22 protein-coding genes are annotated in these 24,545 nt (G+C 63.5%); 11 read left to right on the top strand and 11 right to left on the bottom strand.

Annotated elements, in window-relative coordinates:
* Positions 1-110: 110 nt before the first annotated feature.
* Together ilvN and BLS41_RS06280 are read right to left on the bottom strand one after the other, a co-directional pair.
* Complete coding sequence (ilvN, locus tag BLS41_RS06285) at positions 111-602, bottom strand: acetolactate synthase small subunit (RefSeq protein WP_042327505.1); 492 nt, start codon at positions 600-602, stop codon at positions 111-113.
* A gap of 134 nt (positions 603-736) precedes the next feature.
* Positions 737-2,500 (bottom strand): acetolactate synthase 3 catalytic subunit, encoded by a 1,764-nt coding sequence (locus BLS41_RS06280; protein ID WP_074763517.1) that lies wholly within the window; start codon positions 2,498-2,500, stop codon positions 737-739.
* A 362-nt stretch (positions 2,501-2,862) separates the two neighbouring features.
* Here BLS41_RS06280 and BLS41_RS06275 point away from each other — a divergent pair, with 362 nt between their 5' ends.
* The 11 genes from BLS41_RS06275 to BLS41_RS06225 all read left to right on the top strand — a co-directional run bounded on the left by BLS41_RS06275 (position 2,863) and on the right by BLS41_RS06225 (position 12,811).
* Positions 2,863-3,426: an RNA polymerase sigma factor gene (locus BLS41_RS06275; RefSeq protein ID WP_074763516.1), complete on the top strand. Its 564-nt coding sequence runs from the start codon at positions 2,863-2,865 to the stop codon at positions 3,424-3,426.
* Complete coding sequence (locus tag BLS41_RS06270) at positions 3,423-3,851, top strand: DUF3619 family protein (protein WP_074763515.1); 429 nt, start codon at positions 3,423-3,425, stop codon at positions 3,849-3,851. The genes BLS41_RS06275 and BLS41_RS06270 overlap by 4 nt, the downstream gene beginning before the upstream one ends.
* Before the next feature lie 16 nt (positions 3,852-3,867).
* On the top strand, positions 3,868-4,638 hold the full coding sequence (locus tag BLS41_RS06265; protein WP_074763514.1) for a DUF3106 domain-containing protein: 771 nt from the start codon (positions 3,868-3,870) through the stop codon (positions 4,636-4,638).
* Between the two features lie 13 nt (positions 4,639-4,651).
* Entirely contained in the window at positions 4,652-5,173 is a 522-nt protein-coding gene (locus BLS41_RS06260; RefSeq protein WP_074763513.1) for an RDD family protein, read from the top strand.
* A 113-nt stretch (positions 5,174-5,286) separates the two neighbouring features.
* The gene (locus BLS41_RS06255; protein WP_074763512.1) at positions 5,287-6,225 is read left to right on the top strand and encodes a UDP-2,3-diacylglucosamine diphosphatase; all 939 of its coding nucleotides are present in this window, start codon (positions 5,287-5,289) and stop codon (positions 6,223-6,225) included.
* A gap of 30 nt (positions 6,226-6,255) precedes the next feature.
* Entirely contained in the window at positions 6,256-7,287 is a 1,032-nt protein-coding gene (locus BLS41_RS06250) for a glycosyltransferase family 4 protein (protein WP_074763511.1), read from the top strand.
* Positions 7,284-7,985, top strand: a complete 702-nt coding sequence (locus tag BLS41_RS06245) for a diacylglycerol kinase (RefSeq protein WP_074763510.1) — start codon at positions 7,284-7,286, stop codon at positions 7,983-7,985. Before BLS41_RS06250 ends, BLS41_RS06245 begins: the two co-directional genes overlap by 4 nt.
* A 274-nt stretch (positions 7,986-8,259) precedes the next feature.
* Entirely contained in the window at positions 8,260-8,985 is a 726-nt protein-coding gene (locus BLS41_RS06240) for a TetR/AcrR family transcriptional regulator (RefSeq protein ID WP_074763509.1), read from the top strand.
* Positions 8,986-8,987: 2 nt separating this feature from the next.
* Positions 8,988-9,572, top strand: coding sequence for an LOG family protein (locus tag BLS41_RS06235; protein WP_074763508.1), 585 nt, complete (start codon positions 8,988-8,990; stop codon positions 9,570-9,572).
* A 216-nt stretch (positions 9,573-9,788) separates the two neighbouring features.
* On the top strand, positions 9,789-10,535 hold the full coding sequence (locus BLS41_RS06230; protein WP_074763507.1) for an SDR family oxidoreductase: 747 nt from the start codon (positions 9,789-9,791) through the stop codon (positions 10,533-10,535).
* 266 nt (positions 10,536-10,801) lie between these two features.
* The gene (locus BLS41_RS06225) at positions 10,802-12,811 is read left to right on the top strand and encodes an ArnT family glycosyltransferase (protein WP_074763506.1); all 2,010 of its coding nucleotides are present in this window, start codon (positions 10,802-10,804) and stop codon (positions 12,809-12,811) included.
* A gap of 47 nt (positions 12,812-12,858) precedes the next feature.
* Here the strand turns inward: BLS41_RS06225 and BLS41_RS06220 are convergent, their stop codons facing one another.
* The 9 genes from BLS41_RS06220 to kdpB all read right to left on the bottom strand — a co-directional run bounded on the left by BLS41_RS06220 (position 12,859) and on the right by kdpB (position 24,487).
* On the bottom strand, positions 12,859-13,527 hold the full coding sequence (locus tag BLS41_RS06220; RefSeq protein ID WP_074763505.1) for a DUF924 family protein: 669 nt from the start codon (positions 13,525-13,527) through the stop codon (positions 12,859-12,861).
* Positions 13,520-13,933 carry a group II truncated hemoglobin gene (locus BLS41_RS06215; protein WP_074763504.1) on the bottom strand — a complete coding sequence of 138 codons (414 nt, stop codon included), beginning with the start codon at positions 13,931-13,933 and terminating at the stop codon, positions 13,520-13,522. Before BLS41_RS06215 ends, BLS41_RS06220 begins: the two co-directional genes overlap by 8 nt.
* A 102-nt stretch (positions 13,934-14,035) precedes the next feature.
* On the bottom strand, positions 14,036-16,624 hold the full coding sequence (locus BLS41_RS06210; RefSeq protein WP_074763503.1) for an ABC transporter permease: 2,589 nt from the start codon (positions 16,622-16,624) through the stop codon (positions 14,036-14,038).
* Positions 16,621-17,232, bottom strand: coding sequence for a DUF4126 domain-containing protein (locus BLS41_RS06205; RefSeq protein ID WP_074763502.1), 612 nt, complete (start codon positions 17,230-17,232; stop codon positions 16,621-16,623). The genes BLS41_RS06210 and BLS41_RS06205 overlap by 4 nt, the downstream gene beginning before the upstream one ends.
* A 290-nt stretch (positions 17,233-17,522) precedes the next feature.
* Positions 17,523-17,843: a quaternary ammonium compound efflux SMR transporter SugE gene (sugE, locus tag BLS41_RS06200; RefSeq protein WP_074763501.1), complete on the bottom strand. Its 321-nt coding sequence runs from the start codon at positions 17,841-17,843 to the stop codon at positions 17,523-17,525.
* 163 nt (positions 17,844-18,006) lie between these two features.
* Entirely contained in the window at positions 18,007-18,705 is a 699-nt protein-coding gene (gene kdpE / locus BLS41_RS06195) for a two-component system response regulator KdpE (protein WP_074763500.1), read from the bottom strand.
* Complete coding sequence (locus BLS41_RS06190; protein WP_074763499.1) at positions 18,698-21,592, bottom strand: DUF4118 domain-containing protein; 2,895 nt, start codon at positions 21,590-21,592, stop codon at positions 18,698-18,700. The genes kdpE and BLS41_RS06190 overlap by 8 nt, the downstream gene beginning before the upstream one ends.
* 174 nt (positions 21,593-21,766) lie before the next feature.
* Positions 21,767-22,345: a potassium-transporting ATPase subunit KdpC gene (kdpC, locus tag BLS41_RS06185; RefSeq protein ID WP_074763498.1), complete on the bottom strand. Its 579-nt coding sequence runs from the start codon at positions 22,343-22,345 to the stop codon at positions 21,767-21,769.
* A gap of 30 nt (positions 22,346-22,375) precedes the next feature.
* A complete protein-coding gene (gene kdpB, locus BLS41_RS06180; RefSeq protein ID WP_074763497.1) occupies positions 22,376-24,487 on the bottom strand; it encodes a potassium-transporting ATPase subunit KdpB in 2,112 nt (703 codons plus the stop codon).
* Positions 24,488-24,545: the final 58 nt, after the last annotated feature.

Below are 24,545 nucleotides of genomic sequence, written 5' to 3'. Positions count from 1 at the left end.
TTGGCTAAATTCGATGATTCAGTGAAATTCAAATACTGCGAATGGTGTGTTGCTGGCCGGGCTTATCGGGTTGCTGCAGGCATTGCCCGGCCGTCCGATCGTGACGCGCGTCAGACCTTCAGAATGCGCTCGCCGCGTCCGATGCCCGAACTGCCCGTACGGACCGTTTCGAGAATGGCCGTGGAATCGAGCCCTTCGATGAAGGCGTCGAGCTTGTCGGCCGCGCCCGTCAGTTCGATCGTGTAGGTCTTTTCGGTGACGTCGATGATGCGGCCGCGGAAAATATCCGACATCCGCTTCATCTCCTCACGTTCCTTGCCGACCGCCCTCACCTTGATCAACATCAACTCGCGTTCGATGTGGGCGCCCTCGGTAAGGTCGACCACTTTCACCACCTCGATAAGGCGGTTCAGATGCTTCGTGATCTGTTCGATCACGTCGTCCGAGCCAATGGAGACGATGGTCATGCGCGACAGCGAACGGTCTTCGGTCGGAGCCACCGTCAAGGTTTCAATGTTGTAGCCGCGTGCCGAGAAGAGACCAACCACGCGTGATAACGCGCCCGGTTCGTTTTCCAGCAGGACTGAAATGATGTGTCTCATGTTTCGCTTCTTCCAGATGTTTTGTCGATATCCGCGAGTGGTTCTGCGCCGCTTCGTTCGCCTGCGCCTTTTTTGAAGACGTGCGTGACGAAGCCGGCGCTGGACTTAACTGAATAAGCCCGTGCGAACCGCCGTTATAGATCTTCCGAACCCATGAGCATCTCGGTGATGCCCTTGCCGGCCTGAACCATCGGCCAGACGTTTTCGGTCGGATCGGTCTGGAAATCGAGAAACACAGTGCGATCTTTCAGGCGCAGTGCTTCCTTGAGCGCCGGCTCGACATCGGCCGTGCGTTCGATACGCATGCCGACGTGGCCGTACGCTTCGGCAAGCTTCACGAAATCAGGCAATGCATCCATGTACGAATGCGAATAACGCTTGCTGTATTCGATCTGCTGCCACTGGCGCACCATGCCCAGATAGCGGTTGTTCAGCGAAATGATCTTGATGGGCGTCTCGTACTGTTTGCAGGTCGAGAGCTCCTGGATACACATCTGGATCGAGCCTTCGCCCGTGATACAGAGCACGTCGTCGTCCGGGTGCGCCATCTTCACGCCCATCGCCGCCGGCAGACCGAAGCCCATCGTGCCGAGACCGCCGGAGTTGATCCAGCGACGCGGCTTGTTGAAGCGATAGAACTGGGCAGCCCACATCTGGTGCTGGCCGACGTCGGAACACACGAAGGCATTGCCGTCGGTCAGTTCCCACGCCTTTTCCACCACGTACTGCGGCTTGATGATGTCGCTCTTGCGATCGAACTTCAGGCAGTCTTTCGCGCGCCAGGCTTCGATGTCCTTCCACCAGTCGGCCAATGCCGCCGTGTCCGGGCCATGTTCGGCCGTCTGCAACTGCTCGATCAGCTCTTTCAGCACTTCCTTCACGTCGCCGACAATAGGAATGTCGACCTTGACGCGCTTGGAAATAGAGGAAGGATCGATGTCGATATGGATGATCTTGCGCGGACGCGACGCGAAGTGCGCCGGGTCGCCGATCACGCGGTCGTCGAAGCGCGCACCGATGGCGATCAGCACGTCGCAGTGCTGCATTGCCATGTTGGCTTCGTAGGTACCGTGCATGCCGAGCATGCCGAGGAATTTCTTGTCGCTCGCGCGGTAGCCGCCCAGACCCATCAACGTGTTGGTGATCGGGTAGCCAAGCAGGTCGGCGAACTGGTTCAGTTCGCGCGATGCGTCCGCGAGAATGATGCCGCCGCCGGTGTAGATATACGGGCGCTTCGCCGACAGCAGCAGCGAAACCGCCTTGCGGATCTGACCGGAGTGGCCTTTGGTAACCGGGTTGTACGAACGCAGCGTCACGCTCTTGACAGGCTCGTATTGGCAAGGCGCTTTCGACACGTCTTTCGGAATGTCGATCAGCACCGGGCCGGGACGACCGGTACGGGCAATGTAAAACGCTTTCTTGACGGTAGCGGCGAGGTCGCGCACGTCCTTCACGAGGAAGTTGTGCTTCACGCAGGGACGCGTGATGCCGACCGTATCGCACTCCTGGAACGCATCCTGACCGATCGCGGCAGTCGGCACCTGGCCGCTGATCACCACCATCGGAATCGAATCCATGTAGGCAGTGGCGATGCCGGTCACCGCATTGGTGACGCCGGGGCCGGAGGTCACGAGACACACACCGACATTGCCGGTGGAACGCGCGTAGGCGTCGGCTGCGTGGACCGCGGCCTGTTCGTGGCGCACGAGGACGTGCTGGAATTTGTCCTGCTTGTACAGCTCGTCGTAAATGTAGAGTACCGAGCCGCCGGGATAGCCCCAGATGAATTCGACGTCTTCGTCGGCCAGTGCCTTCATGAGCACGGTGGCGCCGATAGAGTCAGCTTCGTGTTGGGGGGTCGTATCCGACGTGGAGAATTCCGCGCTGGGCATATTCATTTATTCACCTTTCGAATTTTCGGCAAAAAATTGATCGGGTGCTCTCTGCCGGGCTCGTGACTCGGGTTCAAGCGGCGCGTCCAGTTGACAGGTGAGCTTCTTGGGCCACACCTCAATTGAGACAACTCACTTATGTTGCGAACCAGCGAAGATATCTGCAGATGGGCGCGCGGTCAAGCAAATATTGCCTCAGCGCCCTGCCCCCGAATCCTCCCTGGCTGTAATTCCGGCGCAATCCTGTTATGCAAATGCAAGCCAGGACATGTTTCGCCCCAGGGGTTACAAAAGTTTGTTAGCATCCGCGAGCTTTACGACATTTTTCGACCGATTACGCGCACGCTCGCTGCGCCGACCCCCAACGGATGGCATCAGACAAGGAACTCGCCGACTTTCTGGCGGGCGTCGAAAGGCGCGCATTCAAGCAGACGGTCTACGCCGTGCGGGACGACGACGCCTCGCTGGACATCGTGCAGGACGCGATGATCAAGCTCGCCGAAAAATACGGCGATCGTCCGCCAGCCGAGCTTCCGCTGCTGTTTCAGCGTATTCTGCAGAATGCGATGCACGACTATTTCCGTCGTGCGAAAGTACGCAATACCTGGGTGAGTCTGTTTTCGTCGCTGGGCAACGCCGACGACGACGAATTCGATCCGCTGGAAACATTCGAAGCCCAGCAAGGCTCGGCGGGCGCCGAGAGCAATGAGCAAAAACTCGAACGCGAACAGGTGTTGCAACTGATCGACGACGAGATCCAAAAATTGCCGGCACGTCAACGGGAGGCGTTTCTCATGCGTTATTGGGAAGATATGGATGTCGCCGAGACTGCCGCCGCGATGGGCTGCTCCGAAGGCAGTGTGAAAACGCACTGTTCGCGAGCTACCCACACGCTGGCGCAAGCGCTCAAGGCCAAAGGAATCACGCTATGAGCTCCCTCGAAACCAAAGAACTTGAGTTCGCCCGCCAGGTGCGCCGCGCACTCGACGAAAACGCCGCCAGCATGACTCCCGCCACCGTCGACCGGCTCGCTGCGGCGCGCCGTGCTGCGCTCGCCCGCAAGAAGCCCGAAACGGTCGCCGCACCGGCGTTCGTGCCCGCTTTTGCCGGCGTCGGCATGCCGACCGGGCTGTCGCAACCGGAACTCCCGCAGCGTCGCCGCTCGAAGCTGGGCCGTTTCGCGCTTGCGTGGCCGCTCGCCGCTCTGGTGGTGAGTCTGATCGGCATTGCGTACTGGGAAGACCAGCAGCGCACCGCCGAACTCGCCGATATCGATGCCGCCATGCTTAGCGACGACCTGCCGCTCAATGCCTATCTCGACCACGGTTTCAACGCGTACCTTTCACGCGCCCACTGAGCGGGAGATTCTTCGGGTGAGTTACAAGCGCGGCCTGGCCGTTGTATTCGGATGCACGATCGCGGCCCTGGTGTCGTTCGCCGCGACGTATCCGCGCTTTTATCCGAACCTGTCACCCGCCAGCGGCGCCACGGCCGGCAGCAATGCCACGGGCAAGGCGCCCGCCCCCACTCTCGCCGTCGAATTACCCGGCCTGCCTGGCAGCAATAGTCCGCTGGCATGGTCGCGCCTGACGTCGGCAGAACATATCGCGCTTGCGCCTTTCGAGGCGCAGTGGGATTCGTTCAGCGACGAGCGCAAACGCAAATGGATCAAGATCGCATCGCGTTATCCGAAGATGTCGCCGGATGCGCAAAAGCGCCTGCATGACCGGATGAGCGAATGGGTGCGCATGACGCCCGATCAACGCCGTGTTGCGCGTGAAAACTATCAGGTGTCGAAGGAATTGCCGCGCGAGGCCCGCCAGAACGCGTGGAAGGCGTACCAGCAGTTGTCGCCGGAACAGAAGGAAAAGCTGGCCGCCAGCGAGCACAAGCGGCGGCCGAGCGTCGTCAGCGCGCCGCCGTCGGGCCATAACGAAATCAAGGGGCTCGACCGGATCGTCAACGCGCGCGAGCATGGCGCAGGCGCGAGCGGCGTTGCAGCCGCCAGCGCCGCAGCAGCGGCCGAGTCCTCGCAGAACGCGGCCTCGGGCGTGCCGGCCACGGCTGCCCCCGGCAGCTTCGTTCCCGCTACGCCCACGCCGGTTTCGCCTGCCGAGGCGCCGTCGATTTTCAAAGGCTCCTGAGCGGGCCGCCATCTTGTCCCAGCCTCTTACGACCTCGACCCTGCCCGCCGATCCGTCCGGCATCGCCCCGACCGTTCGGCGGCGGCTTGCATCGCTGCTCTACGAAGCGTTGATCCTGTTCGGCGTGGTGTTTATCGCCGGTTATCTGTTCAGCACGCTGACGCAGCAACGCAACGGACTCACCCATCACAACCTGCTCGCGGCGTGGATCGGCCTGGTGGTCGGCGTGTATTTCGTGTGGTTCTGGACCCACAGCGGCCAGACCCTGCCGATGAAAACCTGGCGCCTGCGGGTAGTCGCCGCCGACGGCTCGCCACTCTCCACCACCCGGGCAATCGCCCGCTACGTGCTCGCCTGGTTGTGGTTCCTGCCGCCGCTCGCGCTGCATCCGTTGCTCGGTCTGCGGCTGCCGCAAACGCTGGTGATCGCCGGCATCTGGTTCGTGCTGTGGGCCGCCACCGGCCGCTTCGATCCGCAACGTCAATTCCTGCACGACCGCCTCGCCGGTACCCGCATCGTCAGCGTGAATCGCTGAGTCCTCCTTTTCGTCGACCACCCGGCCGACAGTAATAAGAACTTCTCATGACTGTCACGGCGCAGTCACGCGCGCTTGGCTCAATACGGGCACTGCAACTCGACGCGTGAGCCATGGACCCCAAAACGTCCGCGACTTCCCTGTTCCGCCAGACCGGCCCGAGCGTCGACTCCGTCGCGTTCCTCCCGGAACCCTCCCCCAGTCACGGCTTGCCGTTGCCGGTGACGCCGCCGCTAGACGCCAACGCCAGTCATCCCGAAGACGAACACGCCGATCCACATCGTTACCGTACGATCTGGCTGTCCGACATCCATCTCGGATCGAGCGGTTGCCAGGCTAACTATCTGCTCGATTTCCTGCGTCATAACGAGTCGGAATATCTGTATCTCGTCGGCGACATCATCGACGGATGGCAGTTGAAAAAAGGCTGGTACTGGCCGCAGGCGCACAACGACGTCGTGCAGAAGGTGCTGCGCAAAGCGCGTAAAGGCACCCAGGTGATCTACGTGCCCGGCAATCACGACGAAGCCGCGCGCCAGTTCTGCGACCTCGCGTTCGGCGACATCCACGTGCGCGGCGAAGCGTTTCACACGACGCTCGCCGGCAAGCGCCTGTGGATCGTGCACGGCGATCTGTTCGACGGCGTGATCCAGCATGCGAAGTGGCTCGCCTACCTCGGCGACACGCTCTACACGATGATCCTGGTCCTGAACCGCTGGTTCAACCGGATCCGCAACCGGCTCGGTTTCCCGTACTGGTCGCTGTCGCAATACCTGAAGCATCAGGTGAAGAACGCGGTGAACTTCATCTCGTCGTTCGAGACCGTGATGACCGACGAAGCGCGCCGCCGCGGTTGCGACGGCGTGGTCTGCGGACACATTCATAAAGCCGAGATGCGCGACATCGACGGCGTGCTGTATTGCAACGACGGGGATTGGGTCGAAAGTCTGTCGGCGCTCGTCGAGACGTACGAAGGCGAACTCAAAGTGATTTACTGGACCGTGATGCGCTCCCCGGAAGCCGGCGCGCAAAAGGCCCGAGTGACTGCGTAGTTCCACCTAAAACTGAATGGGCCGAAACCGATGAAGATCATGATCGTCACCGATGCATGGGAACCGCAGGTCAACGGCGTCGTGCGTACGCTGAAAAACACCACGCGCGAACTGATCGCGCTGGGTCATCGGGTGGAGTTGCTGACGCCGCTCGAATTCAAAACGATTCCGTGCCCGACTTATCCTGAGATTCGTCTGTCGCTGCTGCCGGGGCGCAAGCTGCGCGCACGGATCGACGAATTCGCGCCCGACGCTTTGCATATCGCCACCGAAGGCCCGCTCGGCATGGCCGCGCGCGCTTACGCGATCCGTCACAAGCTGCCGTTCACGACCGCGTATCACACGCGTTTTCCGGAATATGTGCAGGCGCGCTTCGGCATGCCGCTGTCGGCGACGTACAAGTTTTTGCACTGGTTCCACAAGCCGTCGCTAGCCGTGATGGCGCCGACTCCGGTGGTCAAGCAGGACCTCGAAAAGTTCGGCTTCACGAACGTGGTGCTGTGGACGCGCGGTGTCGACCTCGAAATTTTTCATCCGATGGACTCGAAGGTGCTCAACTCCGCGCGTCCGATCTTTTTGTACGTGGGGCGGGTAGCGGTCGAGAAAAACGTCGAAGCGTTTCTGAAGCTCGATTTGCCGGGCTCGAAGTGGGTGGCGGGTGAAGGTCCGGCGCTCGCCGAACTGAAGTCGCGTTATCCGCAGGTCAACTATCTGGGCGTGCTGACGCAGGCCGAACTGGCGAAGGTGTATGCGGCCGCGGATGTGTTCGTGTTCCCGAGCCGCACCGATACGTTCGGCCTCGTGCTGCTCGAAGCGCTCGCGTGCGGCACGCCGGTCGCGGCTTATCCGGTCACGGGTCCGATCGACGTGCTCGAAAACGGCGGTGCGGGCGCGATGAACGAGGATTTGCGCGAAGCCTGTCTCGAAGCACTGAAGATCGACCGCGAACATGCACGCGCGTGGGCGGAGCGATTCTCGTGGGCGGCGGCATCGGCGCAATTCGCCGCACATCTGAAGCCGCTGCCGCATGCGTCGTATCGCGAGGAAAGCGCCGCCGCATGACGCGGCGCGCGCAGCCGTCCATGCGAAGCAACTCATCCACAGTGAGACGCGCCGGCCGCGCTGGCGGCGAGACCGCCAGCATCGAGCCGTTCGACGATGTCAGCGAAGCCGGCGCGCCGGAGCATGCCGCTCATGCAGAACATGCGCACGGGATAAACGGCATCAACGGCGCGGGCATCGCTTATGCCGCGCACAAGGCCAACGGCGATTCGCTCGGTCAGGGGCAAGGTCAAGGTCAAGACCACGCCACCGACACCCAGCACGAACCGCTCAGCCCCGACGATCCCCTCGCCCCGCTGCCCTTCAATCCGTACAAGGGCAATCGCGGCCTCACCCGCGCGTGGCACGCGATGAAAAACTCGCTCGCCGGATTCCAGGTGGCGATCCGCGAGGAGAGCGCGTTTCGCCAGGAGCTCACGCTCGCCGCGATCCTGATTCCGTGCGGCGTGCTGGTTCCGGTCGAGCCGGTATCGCGCGTGCTGCTGCTCGGCTCGGTGCTGCTGGTGCTGATCGTCGAGTTGCTGAATTCGAGCGTGGAAGCAGCAATCGACCGCATTTCGCTCGAGCGTCACGAACTGTCGCGCCGCGCGAAAGACCTCGGCAGCGCGGCGGTGATGGTAGCGCTCGGCATGTGTCTGATGACGTGGGGATTGATCGTCGGACCGCTCGTGGTGCGCTGGGTCGGCGCGTGGTTCTGAGGGGTGCCCTGCGCGATCTGGCCGAGGTTTGATCATCGAACCACGCCGCCTGCCGCGCACATCGGTTCGCAATCGCACGCTCAGAAAAGCCCCAGAAGCGCATGCCCGCGCGGCTTCGTCTCGCCCAAATTTATTCGGCGCACGAAAACCCTGAGTATCAGAACGCTCGGTTTATAATCGTCCGACAGACCTATATACCAACCGCGTCCGGGCGGATCACGCAGCAGCGGCATGCCGCCACGCGCACAGCCCGGCGTAACCAGGGCCGGACGACATGGAAGCCAAACCTCCCCGCCGCACGCGCGAACGGATTCTCGAACTCTCGTTGAAGCTGTTCAACGAAATCGGCGAGCCGAACGTCACGACGACGACCATCGCCGAGGAAATGGAAATCAGTCCAGGCAACCTGTACTACCACTTCCGCAATAAAGACGACATCATCAACAGCATCTTCAGCCAGTTCGAGCAGGAGATTGAAAAGCGTCTGCGTTTCCCCGACGACCATCGCGCGACCATCGACGAAATGTGGTCGTATCTGCAGTACATGGTCGACTTCACCTGGCGTTACCGTTTCCTGTATCGCGACCTGAACGACCTGCTCGCGCGCAACCGCACGCTCGAAACGCACTTCAAGCAGATCATCAGCCACAAGGTGCGCTTTGCGAGCCAGTTCTGCGAGCAGCTCATCGCCGACGGCGAAATGGTCGTCACGCCCGAAGAAATGCAGGTTATCGCGACCAACGTCGGCGTGATCGGCACGTACTGGCTGTCGTATCAGTTCGTGATGAATCCGCGCAAATACAACGAGCAGGAAGCGATTCGCGCGGAGCTGCATCAGGTGAGCGTGCAGATCGTGTCGCTGATGGCGCCTTATCTGCGCGGCCGCTCGCGGCAGCTTTTCGACGACCTCGTGTCCGGCAAGCTGCCCAAGCGCGAGTTTTACGACTACCTGCCGCCCAAGGAAGGCGCCGCGCCCCGCAACGAACCCAAGGACAGTTGAGCATGAAGGCGGTATGTGTGTATTGCGGCTCCGCGAACGGGGCCAAGCCTCTTTATACGGAAGCCGCGCGCGCGTTCGGCCGCGCGCTGGTCGAAGCTGATCTCGCGCTGGTCTACGGCGGCGGCAAGGTCGGCTTGATGGGCGTGATCGCCGACACGGTCATGGCCGAGGGCGGCCGCGCGATCGGCGTGATCCCCGAGTTGCTGGTCAACAAGGAAGTCGGCCATAACGGGCTGACCGAGTTGCACGTCGTGCCGGACATGCATCACCGCAAGAAGATGATGGCGGATCTGTCCGACGCGTTCGTCGCGATGCCCGGCGGCGTGGGCACGCTCGAAGAGTTTTTCGAGGTGTACACGTGGGCGCAACTCGGCTATCACCAGAAGCCGGTGGCGCTGCTGAACATCGACAATTTCTACGATCCGCTGATCAACCTGCTCCAGCACACGGTCGACGAAGGCTTCATGCGCAAGGCGTATTTCGACATCCTTCAGGTCGACGCAGACCCTGCCGCGCTGATCGGCAAGCTGCAAGGTTATCAGCCACCCGCAGCAGACAAATGGGCGATCAGGCGCGACGCAGTTTGATGCGACATAGTCGACGTGTGATGTCTTGATCTGCCTTATCTCGCGCGAAACATGAGCGCTTCAGACCTCGCGTGAGTTGATCGCAATACGGCTCTCAACGCTGTCGCGAGCCGTATTACGAGCGGCGCTCATTCTCACTCGCCGAGTTCGACCGCAGGCAAGCTGCACTGCGCAGTCCGCACAAACCGCAAGCCCCTTCCCAACAACGAGGTAGCGATGACGAAAGCCGTTCTGATCACCGGTGGAAGTCGCGGCATTGGCCGCTCGTGCGCACGTCTGCTCGGCGCGCAGGGCTGGTCGGTCGGCGTGAACTACGCGCAGAATCGCGCCGCCGCGCAGGAAACCGTCGCCGAAGTGGAGCGAGCCGGTGGCCGCGCACTGCCGATTCCGGGCGACGTCGCGAACGAAGCCGACGTGCTCGCGATGTTCGACACAGTTCAGCAGACGTTCGGCCGGGTCGATGCGCTCGTCAACAACGCCGGAATCGTCGCGCCGTCGAGTCAGCTTGCCGATATGGACCTCGCGCGACTCAAGCGCGTATTCGACGTCAACGTGCTCGGCGCGTACCTCTGCGCGCGCGAAGCGGCGCGTCGTATGTCGACGGATCGTGGCGGTGCGGGTGGCGTGATCGTCAATGTGTCGTCGGCGGCAGCGCGGTTGGGCTCGCCGAACGAATACGTCGACTACGCCGGTTCAAAAGGCGCAATCGACACGATGACGCTCGGACTCGCCAAAGAACTCGGACCACGCGGCGTGCGCGTGAATGCGGTGCGTCCCGGGCTGATCGACACGGAAATTCACGCGAGCGGCGGCAAGCCGGATCGCGCGGCGCAGCTTGGCGCATCGACGCCGCTGGGCCGCCCCGGCAGCGCAGATGAAGTCGCGCAGTCGATTGTGTGGCTGCTGAGCGATGCGGCTTCGTACGTCACGGGCGCAATACTCGACGTCGCGGGTGGGCGCTAGGCACACCCCTCACACACCACTCCGCAACAGTTCTTTCGCGCGGCCAGCCGCCGCGCATTCCCCGCTCCGCACTACGATTTCCCGTCTATCTGACGAGGAGCGTGCGTGCGCACGCCTATAGCGTCGATATACGGCGCATTTTATGTAATCAACGGTAATAATTGGAGGCTACAATCGCGGCGAATCAGGGCGGATCGCTCGCGATAAAAGATCAGAACAAAGTATGCGGCTCATGCCGCCGCGCACAGAAATCAGAGATGTCTTCCATGCAAGAAAAGCCGTCCGCGCCGTGGCTAGCAAGCCACGCTGCGGCAACCCCATCCGCACAGGCAGTCACTGCCGGCAATACGCACGACGCAGCGCACGGCCTTCCTGCGCCGAAAGCCGGCCAGGGCACGGACAACATCGGCGCTTACACGGCGGCGATGGCACCTGCGCCGGCTCCTTCCCCCGCTCCCGCCGCGCCAGCCACCCCAGCCGATTCGGATAGGCGAGGCGCGCGCCGCTGGCGCGCACTCGCAACATGGCGTCCGTTGAAGTGGTTCGTCGTGCTGGCGGTCCTGTGCGCGTGGCTGTTGCCCGGCACGCTGGGCCACGAGCCATGGAAACAGGATGAGACGTACACGTTCGGCATCGTCCAGCACATGCTCGATACCGGCGACCTGGTCGTGCCGACCAACGCGGGTCAACCGTTCGTCGAAAAACCGCCGCTCTACGATTGGGTCGCCGCCGGCCTCGCGTGGATGTTCGGCCGCTACCTGCCGTTACACGATGCGGCACGTCTAGCGAGTGCGCTGTTCGCCGGCCTTGCCGTCTACTACACGGCACGCGTCGCCCGCCGCGCGGTGGCCGCGTCGAGCTGGTTCGACCTGCGGGTGATCGGCACGCTCGCGCTGTTCGGCGGAACGCTCGTCGTCGTCAAACACGCGCACGACATGATGACCGACGTCGCGCTGATGGCCGGTGCCGCGCTCGGCTTCTGCGGACTATTCGAGCTGGTGCTCGTGCATCTGCACGACACCGCGAACGCGGACGCCACACGCGCTTTCCCTGCCCCATTCAGACGACGCCACGCGCTCCTCAGTGCCGCCACGATGTTCGGCGCAGGCGTGGGCGTGTCGCTGCTCGCCAAGGGTCTGTTCGCGCCGCTCGTGTTCGGCGCGACCACTGTCGCCGTGATCGCGTTGTATCCGGCTTGCCGCAGCCGTAGCTTTGCCGGAGCGCTCGGTGTCGCCGCGCTGGTCTGCGCGCCGCTCGCGCTGATCTGGCCGGTCTGCTTCTATCTGCGCTCGGAGACGCTCTTCAAAGTCTGGCTGTGGGACAACAACGTCGGACGCTTCTTCGGCTTTTCGGTCGCCGAACTCGGGTCGGAAAACGAGAGCCGTCTGTTCGTGTTGCGCACTGTGCTGAGCGTCGGTTTCCCGGTGGTACCGCTCGCGCTGGCTGCATTGGCTGGTGGAGCGTGGCGGCGCTGGCGCGATCCGCGCGTGGCGTTGCCGGCGATCTTCGCGGGCATCGGTTTCGCCGTGCTGCAAAGCTCGGCGACAGTGCGCGAACTCTACATCCTGCCGTTTATCGCGCCGCTTGCGCTGCTGGCCACGGAAGGTATCGAGCGACTGCCACAGCGTCTGCACACGACCTGGGACATGACGAGCCGTGTGTTCTTCGGCAGCGTGGCCGCGCTCGCGTGGATCATCTGGTCGATCGTCAGCAGTCCGGCGAATACGCATGCGCCGCTGCATCTGCTCGGCCGCTGGTTGCCGCTGGATTGGGTGTCGCCGGTCAGACCCGGCCTGCTCGCCGCCGCGTTGCTGATGACGTTCGGCTGGCTGTGGCTCCTGCCGGTTTTCAGATTCGCGGGCAAATGGCGCGGCGCGTTGAGCTGGTGCGCAGGCGCGATGCTGGCGTGGGGGCTGGTCAGCACGCTGCTGTTGCCCTGGCTTGATTATGCGAAGAGCTATCGCTCGGTGTTCAGGGAATTGGCCGCGAAAACCGATATTGAATGGAACGACGGCGACTGTATGGCCAGTTCCGGCCTGGGCGAATCCGAAGCGCCGATGCTTTACTACTACACCGGCATCGAGCATCAGCCGACTGCGGATACTCGCAGTACCGCCTGTACCTGGCTGATCGTGGAAAGCCACCGTGGCACGACAAAGGCACCGGCAGGCGAGTGGCGTCTTTTCTGGTCCGGCGCGCGTCCTGGCGACACTGACGAGCTATTGCGGGTGTTCGTGCGTACGCCGGACAGCACGACGGACACGGGCAACGATTAATCGGAACGCAGAGAATCGATCCGTTTTAACGGATCATGCGGGCAACGCTAGAACGACGATCCGGGCTTGCGCAAAAAAGCGATCTCTTCATCGGTCGATACCCGCCCAAGCACTGCATTCCGATGTGGAAAACGTCCAAAGCGTTCGATGACCGCCGCGTGCCGCTCGGCGAACCGGTAGTACGATTTGCCGCCCGGCTCCGCTTCCAGCTGCCTGAACAATCGCAGCGATTCGTGCTGGCTGCCCAACGTTTCGTCGTGTTCGAACGGCAGATAAGCAAACGCACGATGGTGCGCGCTGGGCAATAACCGGTCGCCGCCGCTCGCGATCAGCCGTTGCGCGACCTGCAATGCACGGTGATCGGCTGCGAACGCGCGCGGCGTATTGCGGTGACAGTTTCGCGAGAATTGATCCAGCACGATGATCAGCGCCAATGCACCGAGTGGTGTGGCTTGCCAGTGGTCGAGCGTCGAGGCTTTCGTCGGGACGCTTTCCACCTCGTTCGCCACGTCGATCAGCGCACCAAAGCGCTCCCGCAACATCGCATCGAACGCGTTATTGCGCGAAAACCAGAGCTTGCGCTCTTCGCCGAAGCCCGGCGAACCCGGCTCGCCGAACCAGCAATCCAGAACCGCGCGGGCGTCCGGGGCGAGCGCGGCATAATCCGCCGACATCCCATGACACGCATCGCCCGACTCCGGCTCCGGTTCAGCCATTGCGATTGCGCATCCAGTCGGCGGTTTCGAAGAACGAGGCCAGCAGACGTTCTCGCAGCGACTCGTCGAGACCGATGTCTTCCATCGCCCACGCCATGCACCTGAGCCACTGATCGCGCTCGCTCGAAGCAATCGGAAACGGCATATGCCGCGCGCGCAATCGCGGATGACCAAACCGGCTGATGTAGTGATCCGGCCCACCCATCCAGCCGCACAGAAACCAGAAGAATTTGTCGCGCGAACCGTCGAGCGATTCAGGATGCAACGCGCGAATTCCGGCGAAATCCGCTTCCAGATCCATCAGGTCGTAAAAACGGTCGACCAGTTCGCGCACGCGCGCCTCGCCGCCCACCAGATCGAAGGCCGTCGGCTTTGCCGTGGTCACTTCGTCGTTCAAATCGCTCATAACCTGCTCGTCAACCTAAAAACAACCAGAAAGAAAATCTACGCAACCGCGTCATGCGAGCTGACCAGCAGCCTTCGCGCATCCCGTCAAACCCGTCACGTATCACGCATCCCGCAACGACTGCAACGCGGGCCGCGCCAGCACATGCCGCAAGCTCATCCACCCGCCGACACCCGCGCACGCGACGCCGGCCGCAATCCCAACCGGCAGCATCCACGGATCGAAGCTCAGATAAAACTCGAACACGCGCGTCGCCAGCACCCAGCCGATAATCTGCGCACCGACCGCCGCCATCAAACCGGCCAGCGCGCCGACCGCGACGAACTCGGCAATCTGCACCGCCCGGATCTGCCGGTGCGACGCGCCCAACGCCCGCAGCAGCGCGGATTCTCGCATACGCTCATCGCGCGTGCCGGCCAGCGCCGCGTACAGCACCAGCACGCCCGCCGCGAGCGTGAACGCGAACAGGAACTGCACCGCGCCGATCACCTGCTGCAACACGCGCTGAATCTGCGCGAGGATAGGACCGGTGTCGATGGCCGTGAGATTCGGATAAGCGGCGATCAGGCCGTCGATGGTCGACTGCTTTTCCGGCGGCAGATGAAAACTCGTGATGAACGTCGCCGGAAAATCCTTCAACGCGGCGGGCGGCATCAGCACGAAAAAGTTGACCCTGAACGAGCCCCAGTCGAGCTTGCGCACACTCGTCACGGGCGCGTCGATCTGCATGCCGGTCACGTCGAAGCGCAGCGTGTCGCCGGGCTTCACGTTGATCAGCTTCGCGAGCCCCTGCTCGATCGAAATCTGCGGCGTGCTTGTATCGCCGTACCAGGTTCCGCCCGCGATCCGGTTGTCGTCGGGCAATTCCGTCGTGTACGACAGATTGAATTCGCGGTCCACCAGACGCTTCGCGTCGTCGCCCTTGAACGAATCGGGATTGACCGGCTTGCCGTTGATCGCTGTCAAACGCCCGCGCACCATCGGCGCGAGCACCGTGCCGGGCACGCCGTGCGCGTCGAGAAAATGCGTAACCGCGTCACGCTGATCCGGCTGAATGTCGATGATGAATTCATTCGGCGCATCGGGCGGCGTCGATTTGCGCCAGCCCGCGACCAGGTCGTCGCGCGTCATCGCGATCAGCAGCAGACACATCAGGCCGATGCCGAGCGCGGTGATCTGCAACGCGCTGGCACTGCTGCGCCGTTCGAGCGACGCCAGCGCGTAACGCCAGCCGATTCCCGCATTCACGCGCTCGCTGCGCACGAAACGCGCCGCGCCCCACAGCGCCAGCCGCGCGACGCACGCGAACACCAGCAGCCCGCCCGCAAAGCCGCCCGCGACGATTCCGCCGAGCTTCAACTCACCCGCCGCGACGACCAGCAGCGCAGCGAACAGCACGATGCCGAGCGCGTACGCGGCCCATGCGGTGCGCCCCGCTTCGCCCCACTCACGACGCAGCACGCGCACCGGCGGCACACGCGTGAGCGGCAACAGCGGCGGCAAAGCGAAGCCGAGCAGCAGCACGAGGCCGGCGGCGATGCCTTCGAGCGCGGGCCATGCAGTCGGGTAAGGCAGCGCGACGTCGATCAGCGAACCAAGCCAGGTCAGCAACGCGAGATGGCCGAGGAAACCGAGCGCCACACCCAGCGCGCCGCCGATCAAACCGAGCCCGACGAATTCCAGCGTGAACAGCGAGCGCAGCGCCGCCTGGCTGACGCCGAGACAGCGCATCGCCGCACATCCGTCGAGATGACGGCGCATATACCGATGCGCGGCCATCGCGATCGCGACCGCCGCCAGCAGCGCGGTCAGCAACGACACGAGCGTGAGGAAATGACTCGCGCGATCGAGCGTCTGACGCACTTGCGGCTGGCCGTCCTGCAACGATTCGAGCGCGACGCCGCGCATCTTGCCGCCGTCCACCTTGTCGTGCGCGAACTGCGCGAAACGCGCCACTGATTCATCCGTGCCCGCCACCAGCAGCCGGTAAGTCACGCGGCTGCCGAACGTGATCAGCCCGGTCGACTGGACTTCGTCGGCGCGCAGCATCAGACGCGGCGAAAAGTTGACAAACGAAAAGCCGCGATCGAGTTCGCGCGTAATCACCGCGCCGATCGTGAAGCTGCGATTGCCGACCTTCACCGGATCGCCGACATGCAGTTTCAACGCGTCGAGCAACGCCTGGTCGACCCACACGGTGCCGGGCGACGGAATCGATTGCGCGGGATGATCCGCCGAACCGGGCGCGGACGTAATCCGCAGTGCGCCGCGCAGCGGATAGCCGTCCGACACCGCCTTCACCGCGGCCAGCCGCGACACCGGCTGCGCGCCGGTCGAGTTGATCATGCTGGGAAAGATCGCCGTACTGGCCGTGTTCAGGCCCAGCGCTTTGGCTTGTCCGGCGAACACGGGATCGACAGGATGATCCCCCCGGACGATGAAATCGGCGCCGATCATGCGCCGCGCGTCGCGCTCCAGCCCCTGATGCAAGCGGTCGGCCAGAAAGCCGACACTCGACAAAGCCGCGACGGCCAGCACCAGCGCCAGCAGCAGCATCGTCAACTCGCCCGCGCGCCAGTCGCGCGCCGTCATGCGGATAGCCTGGCGCAACAGATCCATGCCGCCAAAACGACGCGCCGCTTTCGACCCCGCGTTAGCGCGCGCCGTGGAACCCCGTACCGTATCGCTCAATCGTGCCTGCTCCTGGCAAAACGCGACACCATATGGGTCGCCATGCCGCGAAAACCGCCCTGCACGCCGCGCCAGAGCCGGGGCAACGCCCAGCCGGCCAGCATCAGGAAGCCCACCATCAAAACCAGAAAGATCAGCGGCACGAACAGCGCCAGCAGCATGCCGCCAACCACGAGACCGTCTTCAGCGGTCGATGTCACGACATTCGACACCGGTTCCGGCGACAGATTGATCAGCGCGCGCGTGCCCGCTTTCGCCAGATGCGCGGTGCCCGCCAGCGTACCGCCCGCGAGCGCGGCAACCGTCAGCAGAGCCGGATCGGCGTGACCGAGCGCACCGGCGGCCAGCACCGCGCCCGCCGGAATGCGAATGAACGTATGAACCGCATCCCATAACGAATCGAACGCGGGAATTTTATCGGCGAGAAATTCGGTGACGGTCAGCACCGCCGCCACGCCGATCACCCACGGCGACGACAGCGCGGACAGCGTATCGGGAAGATGGATGAGGCCGAGGCGTTCGAACACGCCGGCCAGCAGGACCGTCAGATAGAGGCGCAGGCCGCTGCCCCATGAGAGACCCGCAGCGAGCGAAAGTGATTCAAGCATGGCCGCCTCCAGGCGCGCTGTGCGTGCCGGGCGCTTCGACGGGCGGGTCGGATAAAGCCCGCGTCGAAGTCGTCAGACCCGCGCCAAGCCGGCCGCGCCAAAGTGGCCGCGGGCAACGTCAGATGTATTCCATCTCATTATAGCCACGTTAATTCACCGGCCGCAGCGAGTAATTAATTGGTGGCTTCAAGTAGCGCGGTTAAATCGGCATACAACCGACATACCGATTGGCATGCCAGTTGTATTTTCCTGGGATTAATCGATTTGCCTGATCAGGCAAATACTAAAACCTAGTGTCCCGACGACAGCTTCAATCCGATCAGACCGATCACGATCAGCGCCGCGCTAGCGACCCGCGCGACCGTCAACGCCTCGCCCATCATCACGATACCGAAGATGAACGCGCCGACCGCGCCGATCCCCGTCCACACGGCGTAGGCCGTGCCGAGCGGCAACTGGCGCATCGCGACGGCGAGCAGCGCGAAGCTGCAGAGCGCGGTCACGACCGTGAACACGGACGGCCACAAGCGGGTGAAACCTTCGGAAGTTTTGAGGCCGGCCGCCCACGCGACTTCGAGCAAACCGGCAATCAGCAGCAGAAACCAGGACATGAGACCGCTCCAGAATGAAAATGGGGCCGTCCCCGTTTGTGACAGATGCGTAAGGTCGTCCTTACGAAACGTAATTATATCAAAATGAAATGTGTGCTGAATTGGCGCGGGAATCCGCTATATCGCAGCGGTTAAATCGGTGTTGAAGCGCCGTTAAACGCCATTAAGCCGCGCCCACCAGCCGGTAACCGACTCCCGTCTCCGTGACGATATGCTCCGGTTGCGCCGGATCGCGCTCCAGCTTGCCGCGCAGATGCGCCATGTAAATGCGCAGATAGTGAGAACTCTCGACATGCGACGGCCCCCACACGTCGCGCAACAACTGTCGGTGCGTCAGCACGCGGCCCGCATGACGCACGAGCGTCGCAAGCAGCCGGTATTCGATCGGCGTCAGATGGATCGCCGCGCCGTCGCGCGTCACTTGCCTCAAAGCGAGGTCGACCGTGACCGCGCCGAAATGCACCTGCGGCGATTCGTTCGCGCCGCCCTGGTTGCGCCGGCGCATATGCGCGCGGATTCGCGCCAGCAACTCGGAGACGCCAAACGGTTTGGTCAGATAGTCGTCCGCACCGGCATCGAGTGCGGCGACTTTTTCGCTTTCCTGGGTCCGCGCCGACAGCACGATCACCGGCAACTCGCTCCAGCCCCGCAATTCGCGGATCACGTCGAGGCCGTCGGTGTCAGGCAGGCCGAGATCGACGATAACCAGGTCGGGCTTGCGCGTCGCGGCTTCGACGAGACCCTGCTTGCCGGTTTCGGCGTCGTGCACGACGATGCCCTCGCCTTCCAGCGCCGTGCGCACGAAGCGGCGAATCTGCTTTTCGTCTTCGATCAGGACGACCGTGATGCTCGGGTCACTCATGGGTAGGCTTGGAAAGCGGGTTGTGGGGTGAGGTGTGGCTGGAAGCCGCAGGTTGCGCGACATCGGCATCGGTGCGCATCACGGCGCCCAGTTCAGCATGAACCAGCGGTTCAATCGCTTCGTCTTCCAGCGGCTCTGGTGCATCGGGCGGCGTGTCGACCGGCAGCGTGAACCAGAAGCGCGCGCCTTCCACGCGGCCATCCGCGGCGATCCGGTTGAGCGCGCCGATTGTACCGCCGTGCGCTTCGACGATCGCGCGGCAGATCGCAAGGCCGAGACCGATGCCCGGCTTCGCCGATTCCTTCTCGCCGCGCGTAAATTTCTCGAACACGCGTGCTTCCATGCCAGCGGGCAAACCTGGGCCGTTATCGTCGACCGTCACGCGGACCAGCGCGCGGCCGTCCGCGTCCAGCCGTTGCGCACCGATCGTCAACGGCGAAGCCGGCGCGGTGTATTTGGCGGCGTTTTCGAACAGGTTCGAAAAGAGCCGCTCCATCAGCACCGCGTCGAGATGCAGCAGCGGCAGATCGGCGGGCAGCTTCACCTGCACCGGATGACCCGCCAGCACGCGCCTGCACGCGCGCAATGCGGCGCCGACGGTTTCCTCGAGCAGCGTCCACTGCTGATTCAGTTGCAGACTGCCTGCCTGCAGCCGCGCCATATCGAGCAGATTCGTGACGATGCCCGTCATCCGTAAAGCTTCTTCGTGAATCGCTTCGACCAGGTCGTCGCCGGGTTGCGCGCCGGGATGAGCCTCGCGCGATTGCGCCAGCATCGACGAAAAACCGACGATGGTCGTCAACGGCGTGCGCAGATCGTGCGAGATCGCGGACAGCAGCGAGTTGCGCAGCCGCTCCGATTCCATATTGACGAGCGCGTCGCGCGCGATATCGACGTAATGCACGCGTTCCAGCGCCAGCGCGATCTGCGCGGCGAACGCGTCGAGCATGCGCTGCCGCTCGGGCACGTCCAGTTCGCGCTCGTCGCGCAGCACGACGGCGAGCACACCACGCGTGCGCATCGGCGCCTTCAGCGGCAGATACAGCGCGCTCGCGGCGGGCAACGTGTCGGTGCCGCGCCCGGCAGGCTTCTGCTGATCGTAGACCCACTGGCCGACGTCGCTATCGAGCAGTTCGCCTTCGAGCGTGATCGCCGCGTCCGGGTCCTCGATTTTCTGTTTGACCTGATCCGCGCTGTCGGGCAACAGGATCGCGACGCGCGCGCCGAACACTTCGCTCACATGCCGGCTGCCGATCCCGACGATCTGCTCGGTGGTCAGCGCCGCCGCCAGTTCGCGCGCCATCGCGTACATCGCGCCGGTGCGCTGCTCTCGGCGTCGCGCGACACTCGCCTCACGGCGCAGGCTCGACGTCAGATGGCTGATCACGAGCGAAGTCAGCAGCATGCCAAAAAACGTCAGCAGATACTGCGTGTCGGACACCGACAGCGACATGCGCGGCGGCACGAAGAAAAAATCGAACGCGGCGACGCTGAGAAACGACAGCACGACGCCCGGTCCTCTGCCCAGCTTCACGGCGGTAAAAATCACGCCGAGCAGATACAGCATCACGAGGTTCGCCAGATCGATGTGGTCGATCAGGCGGCTCGCCAGCACCGTAATGCCTGAGCAGATCGCCAGCGCGATGCCGTACGCACGCGGCGGCGAACGGCGTTCGCGCGCCGCGCTCAGCGCCTCGCGCCAGGCGTTCGCGGTGGTGTTCAGCAACTGCCGATGCTCGCCGTCGGCGCGTAACGACGACGTGCGGATCAGCGTGAGATCGAGGTCGCCGGTCTGCTCCGCGATGCGCTCGCCAAGCGGCTTGCGCAGCCAGCGCCGCACCCCGGTTCGCGACGACGCGCCCGCCACCAGCTTCGACACGTTGCGCGCCTGCGCATAGCCGATCAGCGCGGTAAGCGCATCGGCAGCCGCGAGCGTCGCGGTTTCGGCGCCGAGTTCGGCGGCGAGCTTCAATGCGTTCAGCGTGCGTTCGCGGCGCGCGTCGGGCAGACGCTGCAGCGCGGGGGTTTCGACATAGACGGCGAGCCAGTCGGCCTTGAGACTCGCGGCAAGCCGCGCCGCCGCGCGCACCAGCGCGGGCGCCTCGGGCCCAGGGCCGACGCACACCAGCAAACGCTCGCGCGCCTGCCAGATACGTTGAATGGAGCGGTCGGCGCGATACTCGCGCATCTGCGCATCGACGCGATCCGCCGTGCGGCGCAGCGCCAGTTCGCGCAGCGCAATCAGATTGCCTTTGCGGAAGAAATTGCGCACTGCGCGCTCGGCCTGCTGCGGCAGATACACCTTGCCGTCGCGCATCCGGTCGAGCAGTTCTTCAGCGGGCAGATCGACCAGCGTGACTTCGTCGGCGTGATCGAACACGCGGTCGGGCACCGTCTCCCATACGCGAATACCGGTGATCTGGCCGACCACGTCGTTCAGGCTTTCCAGATGCTGGACGTTGACCGTCGTATAAACGTCGATGCCCCCGTCGAGCAGTTCATACACGTCCTGCCAACGCTTCAGATGGCGCGCGCCCTGCACGTTCGAATGCGCGAGTTCGTCGACGAGAATCAGTTGCGGCTTGCGCTCGAGCGCGGCGTCGAGATCGAACTCGCCGAGCTTGCGGCCGCGATAGTCGATATGCGCGAGCGGCAGCACGTCGAGCCCGTCGAGCAGCGCAGCGGTTTCGCTGCGGCCATGCGTTTCGGCGATGCCGATCAGCACGTCCGCGCCTTCGTCGTGACGGCGGCGCGCGGCCTGCAACATCGCGTAGGTCTTGCCCACGCCCGCCGACGCGCCGAAGAAAATCTTCAGCCTGCCGCGCTGACGCTTTTCTTCGTCACGTTGCAGCTTGTCGAGCAGTTCGTCAGGATCGGGGCGGTTCATGCTGGATGGTTGTCATAGGCGAGCGGGCGGCGGTGTGTGCATGGTGGCACGGCGAACGCCGCCTCGCAAATAGCGTGCTGTGCGGGTTCGTGCAGCGATGCTGCCGTGCAGGGTAAGCGGCCAAAAAGGCAAAGGCGGCATCACGCAGACACCGCCTTTCACGAGCTTCGACGTTCAACCTCGCTTCATCTCATCCAGCGCGAGATTCAGCTTCAGCACGTTCACGCGCGGTTCGCCGAGAAGGCCGAACTGACGGCCGGTCGTATACCGGTCGACCAGCGCCTGCACGTCGTTCGGCGCGAGCTGCCGCGCTTTCGCCACGCGTTCGATCTGATACGCGGCCGCAGCCGGACTGATCTCGGGATCGAGACCGCTGCCGGACGACGTCACCAGATCGACGGGAACGGGCTTCGACATATCGGTCCCGGCGGCCTTCAACGCGTCGAGCCGGCCTTTCACTTCATCGAGCAACGCCGGATTGGTCGGCCCGAGATTCGAGCCGCCCGAACCGAGCGCGTTATACGGCATCGGGCTGCTTGCCGACAGACGTCCCCAGAAGTACTGCGGCGCGTCGAACTGCTGGCCGATCAGTTGCGAGCCGACCACCTTGCCGTCCTGTTCAAGCAGGCTGCCGTTGGCCTGATCGCGGAAAGCCACCTGACCGACTGCCGTCATCACGGCGGGATAAGCGAGTCCGGTGACGGCGGTGAGCACCGCGAAGATCACGGTCAACGGACGGAACAGATTTTTCATGATGGGTAGTTCCCTTTGATTCCAGTGCGGTTAGACCCAGCCGAACGCGGCCAGCACCATATCGATCAGCTTGATGCCGATGAACGGCACGACGATCCCGCCCAGGCCGTAAATCAGCAGATTGCGGCGCAGCAGGATCGCCGCGCCGAGCGCGCGATAGCGCACGCCTTTGAGCGCCAGCGGAATCAGCAGCACGATGATCAGCGCGTTGAAAATCACCGCCGACATGATCGCGGACGCAGGCGTCGCCAGATGCATCACGTTCAGCGCATTCAATGCCGGATAAGTGGTCGCGAACGCGGCCGGAATGATCGCGAAGTATTTGGCGATATCGTTCGCAATCGAGAACGTGGTGAGCGAGCCGCGCGTCATCAGCATCTGCTTGCCGATCTCGACAATCTCGATCAGCTTGGTCGGATTCGAATCGAGATCGACCATGTTGCCGGCTTCTTTCGCGGCCTGCGTGCCGGTGTTCATCGCAACCGCGACGTCGGCCTGGGCGAGCGCGGGGGCGTCGTTGGTGCCGTCGCCGGTCATCGCGACGAGGCGGCCTTCGGCCTGATGCGCGCGAATGGTGGCGAGCTTCGCTTCGGGCGTGGCTTCGGCGAGGAAATCGTCGACCCCGGCTTCAGCCGCGATGGCCGCTGCGGTCAGGCGGTTGTCGCCGGTCACCATCACCGTCTTGATGCCCATCTTGCGCAACTCGGCAAAGCGCTCCTTGATGCCGCCCTTCACCACGTCCTTCAACTCGATCACGCCGAGCACGCGCGCGCCCTGCTCGACTTTCTCGGCGACTACGAGCGGCGTGCTGCCGCGTCGTGCGACTTCGGCGACTGCGTTGCTGACTTCGGTCGGGAAGCGGCCGCCGTTGGCTTCGACGTAGTGCTTCACGGCGTCGGCTGCACCCTTGCGGATTTCGCGATTCGGCGCCCCGGAGGAAGTCCCTTGGGGTGAGATATCGACGCCGCTCATCCGCGTCTGCGCGGTGAAGGCGAGGAACACGGCGTGCAGCGTTGCCATATCGCGTTGACGGATATTGAAACGCTGCTTCGCCAGCACGACGATGCTGCGGCCTTCCGGCGTTTCGTCCGCCAGCGACGACAACTGTGCGGCATCCGCGAGCGCTTCTTCGGTCACGCCAGGCGCCGGCACGAACTGCGAAGCCTGACGGTTGCCGAGCGTGATCGTGCCGGTCTTGTCGAGCAGCAGCACGTCCACGTCACCGGCCGCTTCGACCGCGCGGCCCGACGTCGCGATCACGTTGGCCTGCATCATCCGGCTCATGCCGGCCACGCCGATCGCCGACAACAATCCGCCGATGGTGGTCGGAATCAGACACACGAGCAGCGCGGCCAGTGCGGTAATCGTCACCACATGTCCTGCTTTGGCGGCTTCGACGGAGAACATCGAGAACGGCAGCAAGGTGGCGGTGGCCAGCAGCATCACGATGGTCAACGCGACCAGCAGAATGGTCAGCGCGATTTCGTTCGGCGTCTTCTGACGCTTCGCGCCTTCGACCATCGCGATCATCCGGTCGAGAAACGCCTCGCCCGGATTAGCGGTGACTCGCACCACGATCCAGTCCGAGAGCACGCGCGTGCCGCCCGTCACCGACGAGAAGTCGCCGCCCGATTCGCGGATCACCGGCGCGGATTCGCCGGTGATCGCCGATTCGTCGACCGACGCAACGCCGTCGATCACTTCGCCGTCGGCGGGAATCACGTCGCCGGTTTCGACCAGCACGACGTCGCCTTTACGCAGATCGGAAGCCGTCAGAATGCGGATCGGCGACTTCGGATGCGGCTCGTTGAGCTTCTTCGCCATCACGTCTTTTTTCGCGCTGCGCAGCGATGCCGCCTGCGCTTTCGAGCGCCCTTCGGCGAGCGCTTCCGCGAAGTTCGCGAACAGCACCGTGAACCACAGCCACAACGTCACCGCCAGAATGAAACCGGCGGGCGCCTCGGCCTGGCCGCCGAGCGCGGCGACCCACAGAATGGTCGTCAGAATGCTGCCGATGTACACGCAGAACATCACCGGATTGCGGAACTGCGTGCGCGGCGTGAGTTTCTTGAAGGAGTCCACGATCGCCGGGCGCAGCAGCGCCGGGTCGAACATGGACCTGGTTGCATTATGTTCAGTCATTGAATCCTCGAATATCCCGTTTGCGCTTTTCAACCGCGTTTTCAACCATGGGCCGTCT

The sequence above is a fragment of the Paraburkholderia fungorum genome, from assembly GCF_900099835.1.
In the GTDB taxonomy this organism is placed as follows: domain Bacteria; phylum Pseudomonadota; class Gammaproteobacteria; order Burkholderiales; family Burkholderiaceae; genus Paraburkholderia; species Paraburkholderia fungorum_A.
The sequence above is the reverse complement of the archived record's forward strand: the minus strand, read 5'-3'. Positions and strand labels throughout refer to the sequence as shown.